The following is an 18,456-nucleotide window of genomic DNA, read 5'->3' as shown; positions in this document are numbered from 1 at the left end:
GAAAAATAGATATATAACCAAATTCAGCACAGCTGTCCTTTTTTCCCTGTTGGCTTTTTTTCTGAGCTTTGCCATTGCCTCATGTGACAGCAGTGAGCCGACGGCGGCGGAACCGGGCTTTGAGCTGGCCCCAGGCGACACAATTCCGCTCGCAGTAATGGCAACTGCCGATGTACATGGCTGGGTCAGATCCTGGGACTATTACCGCAATCGGAAAGAGCCGTCATACGGGCTTTCAAAAGTGGCTACACTTGTTGATTCAGTCCGGCAGGTTTATCCGAATAACCTGCTGCTTGATTCGGGAGACTGGCTGCAGGGAAATCCTTTTGCCGAATATTTTGCGTTGCAGGCCTCTGAAGAGGATCATTTTCCCTTTCTGACGGTGGTTGACCACATGGGTTTTGATGCTGTGGTTCTGGGCAATCATGAATTCAATTTCGGTCTTGACTACCTGAACCGGCAAATTGAGATGTCGGAAACACCTGTCATCGGAGCCAATATCTACCGTCACAGCACCGATGAACCGGCATATCCTCCTTATGTCATCAGGGAGGTTGCAGGTGTCCGCGTTGCTGTTGTCGGCCTGACCACACCCGGTTCTGCAGTCTGGGACAGGCCCCGTGTTGAAGGAAATTTGCAGTTCGGGGACGGAAAAGAGACTGCAGAACGGTTTGTCAGAAAAGTCAGAGATGATGAAGATGCCGACGTGGTTATCATTCTGGCCCATTCGGGACTTGACGGTGATACCAGCTATGAGCGTGAAAATCTGGGCGAAGAAAACTTTGGCAGGAAAGTGGGAGAGGAAATAGAAGGAGTGGACCTGCTGGTACTCGGTCATACACATCGTACGGTTGAGGATATGACGCTGGAGGGTGCGGACGGGCGATCCGTGGGTGTTATTCAGCCCGGGCGATGGGCTTCGCATCTGGGTGTTGCAACGATGAAGCTGACGCGGGATGAGGATGGTACCGTACATGTGGCAGGTCATACATCTCAAAATCATGCGGTAGAAAATGTTAAAGAGCATCCTGAAATAGTTTCACTTACCGAAGAAGCACATCAGCGTGTGGTTGACTATGTCACTGAACCGGTTGCGGAAACCGGAGATGAGTGGTCCGCAGAAATGGCCAGAATGCAGGATACACCCATTATTGATCTTATTCAGGCCGTTCAGAAAGAAGTAACCGGAGCTCAGCTGTCGGCCGCCGCTGCATTCAATACATCCGTGTCATTCGGACCCGGAGAGATTACCAGGGGAGACATTGCACTGCTGTATCCCTTTTTCAATACACTTTACAAACTTGAAATGACGGGAAAACAGCTGCGCGAATTTCTGGAGCATACTTCGCAATACTATCTTACAGGAACGGATGAAAAAGGACTGCCGAAAGTAAACCGCGACTGGCCGGGATTCAATTTCGACATGATTTCAGGACTGGACTATGTCCTGGATCTGAGAAGGCCCGCAGGTGAGCGTGTGACCGTTATGGAATATGAAAATGAGCCGGTTGATGATGATCAGACGTTCACCGTTGCTGTCAACTCCTACCGTGCCGAAGGCGGTGGTGGGTTTGACATGCTTGCGGACGCACCTGTGCTGGAGGAAATTGACAGATCGGTGGGAGATATGATACTGGAGTACCTTATTGACAAGGAACAAATCGGTCATGATGATGTATTTGAGGAAAACTGGCGGCTCGTCTATTAATCTACAACAGGACATGGATATTATCGCGGTTGCGGGAATCATGCATCAGTTTACAGCCGCATTATGAATATACTCTTAGTTGAACCATTTCTTGGAGGTTCGCACCGGGCTTTTATTAACGGGCTGGAACAGCATTCCCGTCATAACATATTCAGCGTAACCATGAGAGGAAGCCACTGGAAGTGGCGGATGAGCGGAGGTGCCGTAACTCTTGCTGACAAGACACGTGACATACCGGAAAAAATCGACCTGGTTGTGGCCAGCAGCATGACCAACCTGCCTGCATTCATTGCACTGACGAATCCCCGTTTTGCCGGAGTGCCCACTATCATATACATGCACGAGAATCAGCTGACTCAACCGGTGCCGCCCGACGAAGGGCGCGACATGACCTACTGCTACATCAATTATCTGAGCGTACTTGCCGCCGATTATGTTTTTTTTAATTCTGAATTCCATAAAAAAGACTTCCTGGATGCATTGCCCGGTTTCCTGGCCCGGTTTCCGGATTATCAGCAATCTGAATCCATTGCCCGTATCGCCCGGAAATCATATTTGCTGTATCCCGGTCTTGAGTTGAAAAATCTTGATCCGGCAGTGGAGGAGAGGAAAAAAAGAAAGCCGAATGAGAAACCGGTCATTGTCTGGAATCAGCGGTGGTCTTTCGATAAAGACCCGGAAAAGTTTTTCAGGGTGATAGATAAACTCGACGATGCCGAATGTGAATTTGATCTGATCCTGGCCGGTGATCATGAACACGATCAGACCAGTCGCTTTGAAGAAGCCTGGAAACGATATGGCAGCCGTATTCTTCACTACGGCTATGTAGAGGACAGCCGCCAGTATGGTAATTTGCTGCAGAAAGGAGATTTTGTGGTATCAACCGCGCAGCATGAATTTTTTTGCACGGCAATCATGGAAGCGGTCTATTGCGGATGTCATCCTGTTCTTCCGAGAAACCTTACCTATCCGGAAATAATCCCTGCTGCTCTGCAGGAACCTTTGCTCCATGGCCCTGTTTTTTATGATGACGAGACGGACCTGTTCCGGAAAATGAAAAAAATGCTTGATGGTACTAACAAAAAGCTCCCTCTCAGTACCCTTCAGGCTGTCAACCGGCACCTTGACTGGAGCAGGTTTGTGTCAGAATACGACGAGTTGTTTGAAAAAATCAAAAAGGACTATCCTCATCATCAGGGGGAGGGGTGAAGCCGGTCTTCCTGGCCCGCTGGGCACTGCTGTCTGCACTGTCGTTGCCTTCAGTGAGCGATCCTGAATGGCCGGATTCATCAGAGCCTGATTCCAGGTAGGGAGAGTCGTTGAAAGATTTTGCAAGGTTTTCAAACCGCGCATAATTTTTTACGAAATGGAGGCTGACCGTGCCGACAGGACCATTTCGCTGCTTCCCGACAATCAGTTCGGCGACTCCTTCAGTTGAATTGCCCTGCTCATCAGTTGTGATCTTGTAGTATTCGGGCCGGTAAAGGAAGCAAACCACATCGGCATCCTGTTCAATTGACCCTGATTCACGCAAGTCACTAAGCTGCGGACGTTTGTCACCGCCCCTCTGTTCAACGGCGCGGCTCAGCTGGGACAGGGCAATGACCGGAACATCCAGTTCCTTGGCTAGTGCCTTGAGTCCGCGGGAGATGCCGGCAATTTCCTGCTCCCTGTTCTGCCGGTCATTCTGCATTCCCGTCATCAACTGCAGATAGTCGACAATGATCAGGCCAATACCGTGCTCATTTTTCAGCCGCCGGCATTTCGAGCGCATCTCCATGATGCTGATCGATGGTGTATCGTCAATAAATATCGGTGCCGTGTGAAGGCGGCCGGCGCCTTCGAGCAGTTTTTTAAATTCGTTGTCGTCCAGTTTTCCAGTCCGCGCCTTCTGTGCATCAACCCTGGCCTCCATAGTCAAAAGACGCTGAACCAGCGCCTGATCAGACATTTCAAGACTGAACACGGCTACCGGAGCCCGCTTTTCCTGGTCCGGGTTCAATGCAGAATTCCTGGCAACGGTCAGTGTAAACGCCGTTTTACCCATTGACGGCCTGGCAGCAACAATAATCAGATCCCCCCTTTGCCAGCCGGCAGTCAAATTGTCAACATCCAGTCCGGTCGGCACCCCGGTTATACCCATCTTTTTACCGCGGATCTCCTCCAGATAAGATATGGTATGCTTGAGGATATCGACCAGGTTTTTGCTGCCACCCTGGGCCTTTGCGTTGGTTATATCATAAATGCGCTGTTCTGCGGCATCAAGAACCTCAAAAGAATCACTGGTAGAATCATAGGCTTCCTGGATGATATCCGAGCAGCTCAGAATCAGATTTCTTTTCAGGGCTTTTTCGGCTACGATCTGACAGTGGTATTCAATGTTGGCAGCCGAACTTACCGACCGGGTCAGGTCAGAAAGAAATCCGCTGCCTCCGACGGTCTCCAGCAGGTCTAGATCACGCAGCTCATTTTCAACCGTCAGCAGATCAAGCGGGTTGTCACGTTCAAAAAGCTTGGAAAGAACCTCGAAAATATGCCTGTGCGCAGGCTTGTAAAAGTCATTAACCTCAAGCATTTCAAGCGCCGTAGCGGCAGCCTGTTCTTCGATGAGCATACTGCCCAGAATAGCCTCTTCAATCTCTACAGCCTGCGGAGGAATCCGTCCCTGATTCTCAAGAACAGCAAATGCATCGTTTTTATTTTCTTTTCCTTTGGATGATTGCTTCATGAACTGATTGTAAATCCTGCAGAAATGCCTGAATGAATGATGATGTTAACAGTGGCAATTTTTGTGCGGATCAGTGATAACTTCGCCTTTTCCCATTGCCAGATGCTAAGGTATAAAAAAATCCGGAAGCTTGCCCGTGTGATGACAGGAAAGTCACATTCAGGAACGGTCAACAGTCAAATTGTCATACCGTTTCCGAAGCATTTTTACATCCTCCCAGGTATCGCGTTTCCAGGCAGGATTTCGCAGCAGAGCCGCCGGATGAAAGGTCACCAGAAGTTCGATATCATTGTGAAACGGATGAAACCGCCCTCGCAGTGATTTCATGGGAGCAGTTGTGTTGAGGAGGGTCTGTGCGGCTATTCTTCCGAGACACAAGATAATCAGGGGGTTGACCAGTTCAATTTGGCGGTACAGAAAAGGCAGGCTGCGTTCCCGTTCTTCCGGATGAGGATCACGGTTATTCGGAGGCCGGTGCTTCAGAATATTGGCGATATAAACTTCATCGCGCTCAAATGAAATTGCGGCAAGAATTTTGTTGAGCAGCTGGCCGGCTTTTCCGACAAACGGTTCCCCCTGTTTGTCCTCCTGATAGCCGGGAGCTTCTCCGATAAGCATAATATCGGCATCAGGATTACCGGTTCCGAACACGAGACTGGTTTCACCAAGGTCGGTTCGCAGAGCATCTGAATGCAGGCAAAGCTCTCTCAGTTCATCAAGTGTTGCTGCTTCTTGCAGGGTGGTGGTCGAGGCCGATCCCGATCCCGATTCAGAAGATTCTTCGGAATTACCGGCCTGAACAGCGGATTTTTTTGCAGAAGACTTATCCTTCTCACTTTCCGGTGATGGAGATGGTGCATCAACACTATGTTTTGAAGACTGACCGGATGAAGTCTGCTGCTCCTGTGAAGAAATATCCGGGACCCGGTATGCGCCATAGGTTTTTTCTTCGGCCTCAAGAAAAGCTTTGGTCTGTCTGATGGCTTCTTTTAGATCGTGACTGCTCATACCCATTTTTTTATTTATTCGGATGAAATACCCATCGCGGCTTACCGTCACACAGAAGCATGATTATAACCGGCATTGGTATTTCACTTCGTGACCTTCGGTTCATGTGACGTTAGAATCTTAAATTATAAACACATGAAATGTCCATGACCGGGCTGGCGCCCGGACAAACAGGCGTATGATTAAATACGGTCATGGCATTTCACTTCGTGACCTTCGGTTCATCTGACCATATGAATCAAAAATTTTAAACAGATGAATTGGCATCGGTTTATACCATTTCGGGAATGGATGCAGTGACGGTACCGGCAGGGTGCCGTTCACCAAGCCGGACCCTGACAAGCTGATTGATCAGACTGTCATCGTACGGGACACAAGCACGGATATAATTATCGGTCCAGCCCTGAATGAGACCATCTTGCTGATGGTCCTCAAACAGGACGGTACGTTCCCGGCCAAGAAATTTGGAGTCAAAATCGAATTTTTTCTGCTCCGATATTCTTCGGAGCATGTGTGTCCTGGTCTTGCGAACCGGAACGGGTACGGTGTCGCCGAGGCTGAGGGCAGTTGTATTGGGGCGTTCGGAATAAGTGAAAACGTGGAGGTATCCGGCATTAAGCGACTGAATAAATGACAGTGATTCTTCAAATATCTCATCGGTTTCACCGGGGTGTCCCGTAATGACATCCACTCCGATGCAGGCATCCGGTAATCTGGAATGAATATACTCCAGCCTGTTCCGGTACAAATCTGTATCGTATCTGCGCTTCATAAGGCGAAGCAGGCGGTCTGATCCACTCTGAAGAGGGATATGGAAGTGAGGCTGCAATGTATTTGAAGCGGCTGCGAAGTCAACAATCTCTTCGGTAAGCAGATTGGGTTCGATCGATGATATTCTCATGCGGCTCAATCCCTTCAGGCTGTCGAGTATTTCGAGCAGATCCAGAAGCGACTCGCCTGACTGTTTGCCGAAATCACCGACATTCACACCGGTAAGTACGATTTCCCTGTACCCATTGGAAATGAGCTGTCTGGCATTTTCAACGATATCACCGATTTCCGGACTTCTGCTTTTGCCTCTTGCGAGAGGGATGGTACAAAAACTGCACTTGTAATCACATCCGTCCTGAACCTTCAGAAACGCCCGCGTCCGGTCACTTGAGGAGAAGGCATGGTGGAAATCGACAGCCTCATTCACATCGGTGTGATGGATCACAGTCTGATCCGGTTTTTGAAAATCTCCGGCCAGTTCGAGAATGTCAAACTTCTCATTGGCACCTAAGACGAGATCAACACCGTCAATGGCCGCAATTACTTCCGGCTCCAGCTGCGCATAACATCCGGTAACGGCAATGAAAGCATCCGGATTTATTTTTTGAGCTTTTCTGACCGTTTTGCGGCAGTCTCTGTTGGCATTTTGAGTTACCGAGCAAGTATTGATCACATAAACATCGGCATAGTCGTCGAATGACCGGATTTCAAAACGGCCTCCCCTGAACTGCTGCTTCAGTGCGGAAGTTTCTGCAAAATTGAGTTTGCAGCCGAGTGTCTGAAAGGCAACGGTTCGCCTGTTGGATGTGATATGGGATGTTGTTTCTGACATGTGTTGAATAACGATAGAGGAGTCAGATCAAGTACGGATCCTGCTGCCCGAAATCACAGAACCGCATAATCAGAATTACGCCGTAATAAAACGTGATAATAGTCAAAAAACTGCCGAACAGAGTGTTTATCAGGGCAGATAATACAGTATTATGGCAAGTACTACGAAGTTAATAATTGCCAGAGGCAGCATTTTGGTCCACCCCAGCTGCATCAGTTGATTGAACTTGAACCGGGGTATGGTCCATCGAACCCAGATGAACACAAAGACCCAAAATGCAGTTTTGAGCAGAAAGACATGAACGTCAATCACAGATTTCAGGACGGGGCCCATTTCAGGCATCCAGAGTCCGGCAAACGGCAGGTGATATCCGCCGAAGAAGAACGTGGTAATCAGCATGCTGCCGATGACGACATGCATGTACTCAGCCAGAAAGAACGTTCCGAACTTCATGGAGCTGTACTCGGTGTGAAAGCCTCCGACCAGTTCCTGTTCCGCTTCGACCAGGTCGAAAGGGGTGCGGTTGGCTTCAGCAAAAACGGCAACCGTAAAGATGACAAATCCAAGCGGATTGCGGAAGATGTTCCACCAGACTTCCTGTGAGTTGACAATTTCAACAATGCTCAGCGAGCCGGCAAAAAGAATAACCGAAGCCAGTGCCACGCCCATGGGGAGTTCATAGCTTATCATCTGGGCAGCTGCCCGCAATCCGCCGAGCAGGGAATATTTGCTGTTGGATGCCCATCCGGCCAGAGTGACGCCATAAACGGCAAGGGATGCTACGGCAAGAAGAAAGAGAACGCCAATGTTGAGATCGGCAACAAAAATGTATTCACCAAAAGGAATTACGGCAACCGTGATAAGCGCGGTGGCAACGGGAATCATCGGAGCCAGGGTGTACAGAAACCAGTTGGCTTTGGAAGGTACAATGTCTTCCTTCAGAAAGAGCTTGATTACATCGGCAAATGGCTGAAAAATCCCAAACGGACCCACCCGGTTGGGGCCATGACGGTTTTGAATGAAGGCTGATATTCGCCGTTCAGCATACACGGTTACAGCAGCAGACGGCAGCAAAAAAAGCAGGACTACCGCAAGCATGACAATTGTCGAAAATAGTATCGGGTCCATTTATACTGTATTTACTTCGGAATCTTGTTCCAGTTTCAATTGAATACCGTTCTCATCATCCATCCTCTCATAACTGACATCCCGGAAAAGCGGAACTTCGCCGGAAATCTGGTCCAGTATATCCCGGGAGGACTGCCAGTCGGGACGGTCGCTGTCCGGGGAGATCCGGACGAAAAATTCCCAGGCAGGGATGCAATCAATCCGGTTTGCATCTGATACCCAGTTATCAAATTTTGTTCCGTAGTGATCCAGTCTGCCCATGGACATCTCCAGATTGAGCCGCCGGTTGGTGTACAGCGTTTCTTTTGCGGGAAATGTTCTCTGGATCCGGCCATCAACATTAACGTAAGAGGCGGCGTGTTCGGCTGCCGATGTCACCGGTATCACCAGATCAGCGTGTTTGCTGGTTTCGTTGTGATTTGTGCCGAGATAGACGACAAAGGTGTCTTCAAAAAGCTCAGGAGGGGCATCAGTCCTTCCCATCAGGTCATCATTCAGTATGACAATCATGGATGGTTTTTTGCTATCAATCAGCTTTTTAAGCTTCCCGCTTTCGGTCGCGGCATATCCGAGTGCGCGAACTCCGTTGGTGTTGGGCGCCTGATCATCTGTAAGCAAAAGGTCGTCCCCGGCACCGGGAATTACATGCGGAACAAAAGAGAAGTTCTGTACACCGAGTTTTTCAAAGCTGGATTTAAGGACGTAATTATCCTCAACGGATGCATGGGGGCTTCCGATGACTTGTATTTTGTCGGCAGATCTTTTTTCAAGTTCTTCACGGAATGTCAGTTCGGCATTGTTCCATGAGGATTTGACCTGATTTCCGGCATTCAGCCTGATATGCGGTTTGGAGATTCGGTTTTCATTATACTCCCGGTAGGAGAGACGGCCTGCGTCTGGCATCCAGTGGTCGTTGACGGCTTCATTGAACCGGGGGGTTATCCGCATTACAAGGTTGTCACGGGTCCAGATATAAGTGTTGCACCCCTTGCCATTACTGACATCAATACTTGGCGTCTGATTCATCTCCCACACCCGTGCCTTGAAACGAAAGTCTGCTGATGTAAGAGCTCCGACAGGACAAATATCCACAGTGTTCAGGGAATACGGATCGTCAAACTCTTCTCCTTCCGCGGTCATCGGATAGTTCTTATCACCTCTTGAGATGATGGAAAGCTGGTTTGTTTTGCTGATTTCTTCAGTAAAACGTGTGCAGCGGGTACAGTTGATGCAGCGTTCAGCATCCAGGATGACACGGGGTCCGAGCTGAATAGCCTTGGGTTTGTGGACCTTTTTATGCTCGAACCGGCTGCCTTCGGGCCCGTACTTGTAAGTAAGAATCTGCAGGGGGCACTCGCCGGCCTGATCACAAATAGGGCAGTCAAGCGGATGATTAATGAGAATGAACTCAAGGTTGTCAGCCTGGGCCTGTTTCACCAGATCATCCGTATGATGCGTGTGGATGACCATTCCGTCGGCAAGGTCCAGACTGCAGGCCGTCATCAGCTTCGGGAAGTACCGGATTTTGCGGTTTCCATCTTCATCAATTTCATAAGCGCCTTTATCCCGGTCAAAAACGGGCATTCCCGCCTTCACTACACATTGTCTGCAGTTAGCCGGAATTGAAAGGGATGGATGATAGCAGAAAAAGGGCAGATCAAGCCCGTGATCCAGCATAAACTGGAGCACCTTGCCGGGCTCCTCGTATTCATATCGCTTGTTGTCAATAAAAATTTCTGGCATAACAGACTTGTAAGTTGTTGATCAGGCTACGGCATAAACCGTTTTTTTACACCTGCTTTCAAATTCATCGCGAAACCGGTCAATGGAGTAGCGAACCGGCCAGGCAGCAGCATCGGCAAGAGCGCATATCGTACGGCCTTCCATCCGGTTGCAGATGGCAAGCAGCAGATCGAGATCCCTCATCTCGCCATTGCCGTTTTTGATTTTCAAAAGAGTCTTTTCCAGCCAACCTGTACCTTCCCGGCAGGGGGTGCACTGTCCGCAGGATTCATGGTGATAAAAATGGGAAATTCTCCAGATTACATCGACCATATCGGTATCTTCGTCCAGAATTACCATTCCGGCAGTTCCCATCATGGTTCCGATTTCGCGCAGTGAGTCGGCATCCATGGTTATGCCGTCGAGAACGTCGGCTCTCACAGGCGGGGTGGAGGAGCCGCCGGGTATGAGGGCTTTTAGTTTTTTACCGTTACGGACACCTCCGGCCACCTCATTTATCAGGGTCATTATTTCCATGCCGGAGGGGTATTCGTAAACTCCGGGCTGGTTGACATGTCCGGAAATGCCATACAGCACCGGACCCGGGTGTGAATCAGGGCCGATCTGTTTAAACCATGATGCCCCGTTATTTATCACCAGCGGGACGTTGGCCAGGGTTTCGATATTGTTGATGGTTGTCGGACGTCCCCAGAGACCTTTTTGTGCGGGAAATGGCGGTTTGACCCTGGGGTATCCGCGCTTCCCTTCAAGGGATTCCATAAGGGATGATTCTTCGCCGCAAATATAGGCCCCGGCGCCCATGTGGGTGTACATTTCAACCGAGAAATCAGATCCCAGAATATTCTTGCCAAGGTAGCCTTTGTCATAAGCCTGCCGGATGGCTTCGTCCAGCAATTTTACATACGGCCGGTACTCTCCGCGGATGTAAACGTAAATAACATCCACATGCATTGCATAGGCAGCGATTATTGCGCCTTCAATAAACAGATGCGGATTGAATTCGAAAAGTTTACGGTCTTTAAAAGTTCCCGGCTCCGACTCATCTCCATTACAGGCGAGATATCTGGGGCCGCCGTCAGGCTCCGGCATGAATGACCATTTGAGCCCGGCATTAAAGCCGGCACCGCCGCGCCCGCGAATATTGGCTTCTTTCACCTCAGCCACAACTTCTTCGGGTGGCCAGTTATTCTTGTCTTTCAGAATTGTTGAAAGTGCTTTGTACCCGCCGTGTTTTTCATAAACAGGCATTTCATGCAGGTCCTTGATGGCAGGAAGCAGGTGAGGTTGATATGATTTCCAGTCTTTGGACATCGCAAAAATTATTCAGAATCGTTTTTATGTTGAGGCATGGTGATGGATTCAAAAGCAGGTTTTTTACCGGCTTTCAGATCTTCAACAAGTTGATCCACCTTTTCTCTTGTCAGAAAATTGACGTATTTGTCGTTGGTAACCTGAAGCATGGGGGCATACCCGCAAGCGCCCAGGCACTCCACAGACTGCAGTGAGAACTGACCGTCGGATGTGGTTTCGCCGGCCTTGATTCCAAGCTTTTCTTCCAGGTAGTGCAGTATGTCATATCCGCCGCAAACCTGACAGCTCAGACAGGTACACACATCCAGAACATGCTTGCCCTTGGGTTTTTCGTAAAACTGGGTGTAAAATGTGACTACACCATGAATATGAGCCTCGGGAATGTCCATGGTGCGGGCAACCAGCTTCTGGATCGACGGATCGGTGTGACCGAATTTATCCTGGGCATACCATAGCACAGGCAGGACCGCCGCCTGCTTTTCCGGATATTTGTCGATAATTTTTTCGATCTCCTTGAGATCTTTGGCATCAAATGTATAGGTATCAGACATAGTTTACTTATCAGAATCTCCCATTACCGGATCCATGCCACCGATAATAACAACCGTATCAGCGACCATTTCTCCGTCAAGTACAGTTTCCAGTCCCTGCAGATTGCTGAAGGACGGCGACTTGATTTTCAGCCGCCAGGGATGACCGGTTCCGTCACTTTGTATATAAAAACCGAGTTCGCCTTTGGGTGCTTCAATAGCGTGATAGGCTTCAGCACCTTCGGGCGGACACACACCGGTATCGGTCATCATAAAGTCGTGAATAAGTCCTTCCATGGAATAGTAGACCTCATCTTTTGAGGGGTAACTCTTTTTGGCATCATCTACACGGATCGGACCTTTATCCGGCATTTTTTTAAAACACTGTTCGATAATTCTTACCGACTCGGCCATTTCCTCCATCCGGCAGTAATAGCGTGCCAGATTATCACCCTCGGTCCGGGTTGGCACTTCAAAGTCAATCTGATCGTAATGAAGGTACGGCTCAAATTTGCGGACATCATAAGCGATACCCGTAGCTCGAAGCGCCGGGCCGGTCAGTCCGATGTTAATGGCTTCTTCGTGGCCGATGGAACCGACACCGGCATTTCTGTCAACAAAAATGCGGTTGCGGTCAAGCAGTTTATGCCAGTCACGCAGTTCGCGTGGAAATTCCGAGATAAACTTTTTGATTTTTTCTACGGAAGCGGGAGTGAAGTCGTTGTTAACGCCGCCGATACGGGAGTGTGAAACGGTGAATCGGTGCCCGGCGACCTCATCGAAAATGTCGTAGATTTTCTCCCTTTCGCGGAAAGTCCAGATAAAAAAGGATACGGCACCGGCATCCATGACCATGGTGCCAAGCCATAAAAGATGCGAGGATATACGGGCTAACTCATTGCATATCATCCGGATATAATTAGCACGCTCAGGCGACTCAATATTGGCAATCCTTTCGACGGCAAGGCAGAGAGCGACATTGTTGCTGTAGGGGGAGAGGTAGTCCATGCGATCGGTGTAGGGCATGAACTCCTGGTAGGTTTTGTTTTCGGCCATCTTCTCGATCCCGCGATGGAGGTAGCCGGTATCAAGCCTGCATTTGGTGATTTTCTCTCCGTCAAGCTCCATCAGAACACGAAGTACGCCATGGGTGGCGGGATGCTGCGGTCCCATATTGAGCGTCATACGGGTTGCCAGAGGATCGCTTTTGTCCAACTCGACAGTTGCGTGCTTGTCCTCAAGACTTTTGTAGATGGCTTCCTGATGCTCAGGAAAAAAAGTTGGTTTTTTTCGGGAAATGTGCGCGTCTGATTCCATTGGGAAGTAGTTGCTTCAGTCGTGGTCGGGTGTAGTATTGGGCAATTCCAGAGAACCGGGTACGCCAAGCAGAGGAAACTCCTTGCGCAGCGGATAGTATTTGAAGTCTTCCGGAAGGAATATGCGCCGCAGGTCGGGATGTCCCTCAAAGTGGATTCCGTACATATCGTAAACTTCACGCTCGTTCCAGTTTGCGCTTTTCCATAAGTCGCATACCGAAGGTAGTACGGGGTTGTTTTCATCAACCAGCACTTTCAGGAAAAATCGCTGATGATCCCTCAGTGAAATAAGATGGTAGAATACTTCAAACCGGTCTTCTGAGGTAAACCTGTCGGTTCCGAAAACATCGTTGAGATAGATGAAATGAAGTTCATCCTTCATGAACCGGCAGGTTTCGGTCAGCCGGTCGCGCTTCAGGGTTATGACCGGATATTTGTAGTCGTAATACAATCGGACCAGGTCATCACCCAGAAATTCCCTTAGTTTCTGAAGGAGTTTTTCGGTTGTTTCTGAATTCATGGTTAACTGTCAAGCTTGATGGTTTGCTCCTCTTTAATCTTGTCCTGAATTCTCATCAGGGCATTGAGAAGAGACTCCGGACGCGGCGGGCAACCCGATATGTATACATCGACGGGCAGGAAGTTATCGACTCCCTGAACCACGCCATAGCAGCGGTGCATACCTCCGGTTGAGGCGCAGGCGCCCATGGCGATGCACCATTTCGGGTCGGGCATCTGGTCCCAGATACGTCTGATGGCATGGGACATTTTGTAGGTGCACCATCCGGCTACGATCATCACGTCACTCTGACGCGGTGAAAAGCGAAGAACTTCAGAGCCGAAACGGGCGGCGTCATATTTCGGGCCGGCAAAGGCCATCATTTCGATAGCACAGCATGCCAGTCCCATCGGCATGGGCCAGACAGCATTTGAGCGTCCCCATTTGGTTAATGCATCTACTGTTGTGGTGAAGAAACCTTCACCCATTACACGATCAAAACTCATAATTATAGCGGTTTTACCCGGGTTTTCTGGCTATGGAAGGATCGGTATCCCAATCAAAAGAACCTTTTTTCAGAGTGTATATCAGTCCGAGAAACAGTATGAAAATAAATAACATCATTGCCCAAAACGTTCCTGGCCCGAATTCCTGATACCGGACAGCCCAGGGATAGATGAAGATCACTTCAAGGTCAAAAACAATAAATTCCATTGCAATGATGTAAAAACTTACGGAATACCGGTCCCGTGCCTGTCCTATCGGGTCCATTCCGCTTTCATAGGCTCCGAGTTTGTTATCGGACGGCCGGGTCGGACCCAGGAGCCGGGAGAGGATTATAAATGCAAGAGCCAGGACCACAGCCAGGGCAATAAGCAGTAAAACAGGAATGTATTGTTCAAGCATCACTTGGTATTGAAAAGGTGACAGGGCATCAATTCGGCACTAAAATTACTTCCGTTATGCGCTAATGTCAATCAAAACAGGTAATCCATTCTTATTTCCTTTATTGCATGTAAAAGGCAATAAACCAGCCGATAACATATTGTGCCGGCAATTTATTCAGTCAGGTGTATTCAGTTGTGATTTTCCGTTTTAATTATGGCCGGGCAGCGGTGCCATGCCATTTCTGTTGAACGGGGATGAATGAGAGAAGCTGGTGATGTGTTTATAGAAGTATAAAAAATGGTTACCTTGCAGTTAGATATTAGCAGATTGTTTGCGCGTTGACCCGGCATTGCCGGTTTATGCAGACAAACCAGGCTGAAAGGTATTCACCCAAAAAAGTGACAAGTTTTGAGCAAGATTCAAATGGACATACTGGGACTTTCGACAAGTCCAAGCAGCGGTGGCGCATATGCGTTGATTCTCAATGAAACTGACGGCAAACGTCGTCTGCCGATCATTATAGGCACATTTGAAGCCCAGGCCATAGCACTTGAGCTTGAAAACATCAAGCCGCCAAGACCCATGACGCATGATCTCATGCGCAATATCATTCAGAGCTTCAACACATTTGTCAAAGAAATCTATATCAATGACCTCAAGGAGGGAACATTCTATGCCCAGGTGGTCTACGACAATAATGGTGAAACACTGACGCAGGATTCACGCCCAAGCGACGCCATAGCCCTTGCGATACGTTTCAATGCTCCCATATTTGTATCAGACCACATTATTGATGAAGCGGGAATTGAATCCGACCCCCAGGCAGAAGAGCACGAAGAATCCGGATTTTCCGAGGAGAGGGGCACGGAATCTCCTGCTGAGGAAGAGTCCCCGCCGGCATCCAGCAAAGAGAGCCGCATCAAGATGCTGGAAAAAAACCTTACAACGGCAATAGCCGAGGAGGACTACGAAAAAGCCGCCAAGATCAGGGATGAGTTGAACCGACTCAAGAGTTAACTAACTTTAAACGAGTGCGATTTTGAATATTGAAAAAGTGGATTACGGCAAACTCCCGTATTCCCGTCTTTTCCGTGATTTTGTGAATGGGGGTGACGATCTGACCCCATTTTATGAATTCCCGCATCATTATGATGACCTGCAAAAGGCCGTCTCATCCTATCGGTTTGAGGGTGACAGAGACGAAATGGCCCGGATTATTACCGAATTCAATTCCGGTTTTACTCTTGCTGACGAAGCAAAAGAACATCTCACATCACTTTCCGATCCGGAAACAGTTACGATTACAACGGGGCAGCAGGTCAGCCTTTTCGGGGGGCCTCTTTACGTTATATACAAGGCGCTGACAATTATCAACCTCGCCGGGAAATTAACACGAGACACAAACAAAAGGGTCGTTCCCGTATTCTGGCTGGCTGATGAAGATCATGATTATGACGAGATTGCCACCGTTTCACTGGCCGGAAACAATGGGACGGAGCGGTTTCATCTACCATGCAAGACTTGTGAACGGCATGCTGCCGGAATGATACCCATTGGAGAGGATTTTGAGTCATTTCGCCGTGATGTGTATTCAAAACTGCCGGAAACTGATTTCCACGGGGAAGTAACAGAACTTCTGGATGAGAGTTATTTCCGGGGCAGAACACTCCGCCATGCATTTGGGGAACTCCTGGCACGCCTGCTGTCAAAACACGGTCTGATTTTTGCAGGCAGTAATTTTCCTGATGCCAAAAAAGCTGCGGCAGATTGCTTTCGCACGGCGATTAATAAAACTGCGGATATTGAGTCTGCACTCAGGAAGCAGTCGGATCGTTTGTCCGGATTGTATCATCAACAGGCACAGATTTCGGACAGCCTGCTGTTCTGGCATGATGACCAGCACGGACGTATGCGCCTCGCTCATCAAAACGGTTCATGGACGATGCAGACCGGTGAAAGTTTCAGCACCGGAGAGCTTCTGGACAAGCTGGATAGCGATCCCGGCAGATTCTCACCCAATGTTTTTTTACGGCCGATATTACAGGATAAATTGCTTCCCAATGCCGCTTACGTAGCCGGCCCCGCAGAGATAGCATATTACGCTCAGATGAGGCCGCTTTATGATCTCTTCGGAAAGTCAATGCCCTTCATTGCGTCCAGGATGACGGCTACAATAGCAGAGCCTCCGGTTCAAAGATTTCTCAAGGAACTACCCTTTGAATTTTCTGATTTTGCGAAGCGGCCCGAAGACCTGGAGCAGGAATACCTGCGCCGGCACAGTGATCCCGAACTGGACCAGCGATTTGAAGAATGGAAAAAGAAAATCTCTCTATTAAGCGAGTCAAAAATAAAGGAAACCGGAATATCTGATCCCGGATTGAACAAACACGCACAGGCCATTACAAAAGAGTACCACAAGGCTATTGATAAACTCAGAAAAAAAATGGTCAATCAGGTCCGGCAGAAGGAAGAGGTGCAAATTAACCGGATTAAAAAATCGAGAAATGCACTTTTCCCGGATGGTCATTTGCAGGAGCGGGAGATATCATTCATATATTTTATGAACAAATTCGGTGTGAATGTCTGGGATGACTTGCTGACGTCACTGGAAAATCATCAGGGGCTTTTCAGCCAGCATTTTCGGGTGGATTTATAAGACAGGCCAGGCAATGGACAAGGATGCACTCAGAAAAAAATTGTTGCAGCAGCGAACTTCAATGGGTGCCCTGCAGCTGGAAACGCTGGGACGGCTGATATCTGAACAGATACTCAGATCGTCTTGGTACCTTGAAGCGCGTGTTATTCACTGTTTTTCAGGGACCATATCCAAGGGCGAAGTGCCCACCTTCAAGATTCTGAAGGAGATAGTCGGAGCCGGAAAAACACTTGTCATGCCTAAAGTGACGAAGATCCCAGGGGTCATGGAGCACCATGTCGTCCGGGACCCGGAGGATCTGACAAGTGGCAACTGGGGGATTCTGGAACCCGCTAATGACAATCCGGTGGGCGTCAGTGAGATTGATCTGGTTTTGGTTCCGGGGCTGGCTGCTGACCGGACAGGCAACAGAATTGGCTATGGAAGAGGGTATTATGACCGGTTTTTATCGGAAATTCCGGAAACACGAACCATCATGCCGGTACCGGAGATATTTGTGCTGGAACATATCCCAACGGAACAGGGAGACGTGGCTGTTAAAGCCCTGGCTACCGAGAATATTGTGGCAGACTGCATTAAGAGATAAGGGCAGTCGATCCAGATGCGGTAACTTTTTTCCGGCGCCTGCGTATGAAATGAACAGCTGTTATGGTTTGCAGCAGTGACTCGTGAATGGTGTGTCAACCCGGGCATCCGGAGCACCATAAATCATGTTCAAAATGAAATTGAAATTGTTATGGAAAGAAACAAGACCGGCACACATTTGAAAAACGATCTCGATCCGGACCTCCGGATCACTGATGAGGAATACGAGCGGCTGAAGTCCGAGTACGAATTTGAAAAAGGAGAAAAGATTAAGAATAAGGGATCGGGGTTTGCCAGAGCGGCAGGTATCGTCTTTCTGATTGCTGCCGCCGTTTTCGTTATGCAGCAGTTTTATTTTCCGTACGGCCCGGACATAACTCATATTTTGAGAGTCATGCCGGCAGCGGGAACCATACTGGTAATTCTGATTGGTCTTGGCCTGTTGAGTAGTTTCCGCAGACGGCGGAAAGTGTCGCAAAAAGAGAAAAAAAGCGCGGCTCCGAACACTTCGGAATCAGATTCCGGCGACTCCTTTGCCTATCAGTACAACCAAAAATGGTATCGGTCACGTCAGGAAAAAATGATCTTTGGTGTGTGCGGCGGTATTGCTGAACGTTTCGGCTGGGATCCGACCATTGTCCGGGCTCTGTTTGTGCTGGCATTTTTTAGTTACGGTTTCAGTTTAGTTATTTATATTGCCCTGGCAGTAATCCTGCCCAAAAGACCTGTCAGAGGTCTGGTATCATAATTTTT

17 protein-coding genes are annotated in these 18,456 nt (G+C 48.8%); 6 read left to right on the top strand and 11 right to left on the bottom strand.

Annotated features, from left to right (window positions below):
• Positions 1-49 precede the first annotated feature (49 nt).
• Together NATSA_RS07250 and NATSA_RS07245 are read left to right on the top strand one after the other, a co-directional pair.
• Positions 50-1,708, top strand: coding sequence for a bifunctional metallophosphatase/5'-nucleotidase (locus NATSA_RS07250; protein ID WP_210511347.1), 1,659 nt, complete (start codon positions 50-52; stop codon positions 1,706-1,708).
• A 63-nt stretch (positions 1,709-1,771) separates the two neighbouring features.
• Positions 1,772-2,917: a tRNA-queuosine alpha-mannosyltransferase domain-containing protein gene (locus NATSA_RS07245; protein ID WP_210511346.1), complete on the top strand. Its 1,146-nt coding sequence runs from the start codon at positions 1,772-1,774 to the stop codon at positions 2,915-2,917.
• Here NATSA_RS07245 and dnaB read toward each other — a convergent pair.
• From dnaB to NATSA_RS07190, 11 genes are all read right to left on the bottom strand, one after another.
• Positions 2,880-4,436 carry a replicative DNA helicase gene (gene dnaB, locus NATSA_RS07240; RefSeq protein WP_210511345.1) on the bottom strand — a complete coding sequence of 519 codons (1,557 nt, stop codon included), beginning with the start codon at positions 4,434-4,436 and terminating at the stop codon, positions 2,880-2,882. The genes NATSA_RS07245 and dnaB overlap by 38 nt on opposite strands.
• A gap of 159 nt (positions 4,437-4,595) precedes the next feature.
• Positions 4,596-5,444: a uracil-DNA glycosylase gene (locus NATSA_RS07235; protein ID WP_210511344.1), complete on the bottom strand. Its 849-nt coding sequence runs from the start codon at positions 5,442-5,444 to the stop codon at positions 4,596-4,598.
• A 271-nt stretch (positions 5,445-5,715) separates the two neighbouring features.
• Entirely contained in the window at positions 5,716-7,047 is a 1,332-nt protein-coding gene (mtaB, locus tag NATSA_RS07230; protein WP_210511343.1) for a tRNA (N(6)-L-threonylcarbamoyladenosine(37)-C(2))-methylthiotransferase MtaB, read from the bottom strand.
• A 129-nt stretch (positions 7,048-7,176) separates the two neighbouring features.
• Complete coding sequence (gene nuoH / locus NATSA_RS07225) at positions 7,177-8,175, bottom strand: NADH-quinone oxidoreductase subunit NuoH (RefSeq protein ID WP_210511342.1); 999 nt, start codon at positions 8,173-8,175, stop codon at positions 7,177-7,179.
• Positions 8,176-9,918, bottom strand: coding sequence for an NADH-quinone oxidoreductase subunit G (locus tag NATSA_RS07220; protein WP_210511341.1), 1,743 nt, complete (start codon positions 9,916-9,918; stop codon positions 8,176-8,178). It lies immediately after the preceding gene.
• A 21-nt stretch (positions 9,919-9,939) separates the two neighbouring features.
• Positions 9,940-11,229 carry an NADH-quinone oxidoreductase subunit NuoF gene (nuoF, locus tag NATSA_RS07215; protein ID WP_210511340.1) on the bottom strand — a complete coding sequence of 430 codons (1,290 nt, stop codon included), beginning with the start codon at positions 11,227-11,229 and terminating at the stop codon, positions 9,940-9,942.
• Positions 11,230-11,237: 8 nt separating this feature from the next.
• Positions 11,238-11,780 (bottom strand): NADH-quinone oxidoreductase subunit NuoE family protein, encoded by a 543-nt coding sequence (locus NATSA_RS07210; RefSeq protein ID WP_210511339.1) that lies wholly within the window; start codon positions 11,778-11,780, stop codon positions 11,238-11,240.
• 3 nt (positions 11,781-11,783) lie between these two features.
• Entirely contained in the window at positions 11,784-13,076 is a 1,293-nt protein-coding gene (nuoD, locus tag NATSA_RS07205) for an NADH dehydrogenase (quinone) subunit D (protein WP_210511338.1), read from the bottom strand.
• A gap of 15 nt (positions 13,077-13,091) precedes the next feature.
• Positions 13,092-13,595: an NADH-quinone oxidoreductase subunit C gene (locus NATSA_RS07200; RefSeq protein WP_210511337.1), complete on the bottom strand. Its 504-nt coding sequence runs from the start codon at positions 13,593-13,595 to the stop codon at positions 13,092-13,094.
• A 2-nt stretch (positions 13,596-13,597) separates the two neighbouring features.
• The gene (locus NATSA_RS07195; protein WP_210511336.1) at positions 13,598-14,080 is read right to left on the bottom strand and encodes an NADH-quinone oxidoreductase subunit B; all 483 of its coding nucleotides are present in this window, start codon (positions 14,078-14,080) and stop codon (positions 13,598-13,600) included.
• A 13-nt stretch (positions 14,081-14,093) separates the two neighbouring features.
• The gene (locus NATSA_RS07190) at positions 14,094-14,480 is read right to left on the bottom strand and encodes an NADH-quinone oxidoreductase subunit A (RefSeq protein WP_210511335.1); all 387 of its coding nucleotides are present in this window, start codon (positions 14,478-14,480) and stop codon (positions 14,094-14,096) included.
• Positions 14,481-14,870: 390 nt separating this feature from the next.
• Here NATSA_RS07190 and NATSA_RS07185 point away from each other — a divergent pair, with 390 nt between their 5' ends.
• The 4 genes from NATSA_RS07185 to NATSA_RS15455 all read left to right on the top strand — a co-directional run bounded on the left by NATSA_RS07185 (position 14,871) and on the right by NATSA_RS15455 (position 18,451).
• Complete coding sequence (locus NATSA_RS07185) at positions 14,871-15,479, top strand: bifunctional nuclease family protein (protein ID WP_246481732.1); 609 nt, start codon at positions 14,871-14,873, stop codon at positions 15,477-15,479.
• A gap of 22 nt (positions 15,480-15,501) precedes the next feature.
• Positions 15,502-17,118 carry a bacillithiol biosynthesis cysteine-adding enzyme BshC gene (gene bshC / locus NATSA_RS07180; protein WP_210511334.1) on the top strand — a complete coding sequence of 539 codons (1,617 nt, stop codon included), beginning with the start codon at positions 15,502-15,504 and terminating at the stop codon, positions 17,116-17,118.
• A 13-nt stretch (positions 17,119-17,131) separates the two neighbouring features.
• A complete protein-coding gene (locus tag NATSA_RS07175; protein ID WP_210511333.1) occupies positions 17,132-17,704 on the top strand; it encodes a 5-formyltetrahydrofolate cyclo-ligase in 573 nt (190 codons plus the stop codon).
• A gap of 150 nt (positions 17,705-17,854) precedes the next feature.
• Positions 17,855-18,451 carry a PspC domain-containing protein gene (locus NATSA_RS15455; RefSeq protein WP_246481731.1) on the top strand — a complete coding sequence of 199 codons (597 nt, stop codon included), beginning with the start codon at positions 17,855-17,857 and terminating at the stop codon, positions 18,449-18,451.
• Positions 18,452-18,456 lie beyond the last annotated feature (5 nt).

This window comes from Natronogracilivirga saccharolytica, assembly GCF_017921895.1.
GTDB classification, from domain to species: domain Bacteria; phylum Bacteroidota; class Rhodothermia; order Balneolales; family Natronogracilivirgulaceae; genus Natronogracilivirga; species Natronogracilivirga saccharolytica.
The sequence above is the reverse complement of the archived record's forward strand: the minus strand, read 5'-3'. Positions and strand labels throughout refer to the sequence as shown.

Bases quoted from the DNA above. Each gene is read 5' to 3' on its own strand.
- NATSA_RS07245 (WP_210511346.1), top strand. From the start codon at position 1,772: ATGAATATACTCTTAGTTGAACCATTTCTTGGAGGTTCGCACCGGGCT.
- dnaB (WP_210511345.1), bottom strand. From the start codon at position 4,436: ATGAAGCAATCATCCAAAGGAAAAGAAAATAAAAACGATGCATTTGCT.
- NATSA_RS07235 (WP_210511344.1), bottom strand. From the start codon at position 5,444: ATGAGCAGTCACGATCTAAAAGAAGCCATCAGACAGACCAAAGCTTTT.
- mtaB (WP_210511343.1), bottom strand. From the start codon at position 7,047: ATGTCAGAAACAACATCCCATATCACATCCAACAGGCGAACCGTTGCC.
- nuoH (WP_210511342.1), bottom strand. From the start codon at position 8,175: ATGGACCCGATACTATTTTCGACAATTGTCATGCTTGCGGTAGTCCTG.
- NATSA_RS07220 (WP_210511341.1), bottom strand. From the start codon at position 9,918: ATGCCAGAAATTTTTATTGACAACAAGCGATATGAATACGAGGAGCCC.
- nuoF (WP_210511340.1), bottom strand. From the start codon at position 11,229: ATGTCCAAAGACTGGAAATCATATCAACCTCACCTGCTTCCTGCCATC.
- NATSA_RS07210 (WP_210511339.1), bottom strand. From the start codon at position 11,780: ATGTCTGATACCTATACATTTGATGCCAAAGATCTCAAGGAGATCGAA.
- nuoD (WP_210511338.1), bottom strand. From the start codon at position 13,076: ATGGAATCAGACGCGCACATTTCCCGAAAAAAACCAACTTTTTTTCCT.
- NATSA_RS07200 (WP_210511337.1), bottom strand. From the start codon at position 13,595: ATGAATTCAGAAACAACCGAAAAACTCCTTCAGAAACTAAGGGAATTT.
- NATSA_RS07195 (WP_210511336.1), bottom strand. From the start codon at position 14,080: ATGAGTTTTGATCGTGTAATGGGTGAAGGTTTCTTCACCACAACAGTA.
- NATSA_RS07190 (WP_210511335.1), bottom strand. From the start codon at position 14,480: ATGCTTGAACAATACATTCCTGTTTTACTGCTTATTGCCCTGGCTGTG.
- NATSA_RS07175 (WP_210511333.1), top strand. From the start codon at position 17,132: ATGGACAAGGATGCACTCAGAAAAAAATTGTTGCAGCAGCGAACTTCA.
- NATSA_RS15455 (WP_246481731.1), top strand. From the start codon at position 17,855: ATGGAAAGAAACAAGACCGGCACACATTTGAAAAACGATCTCGATCCG.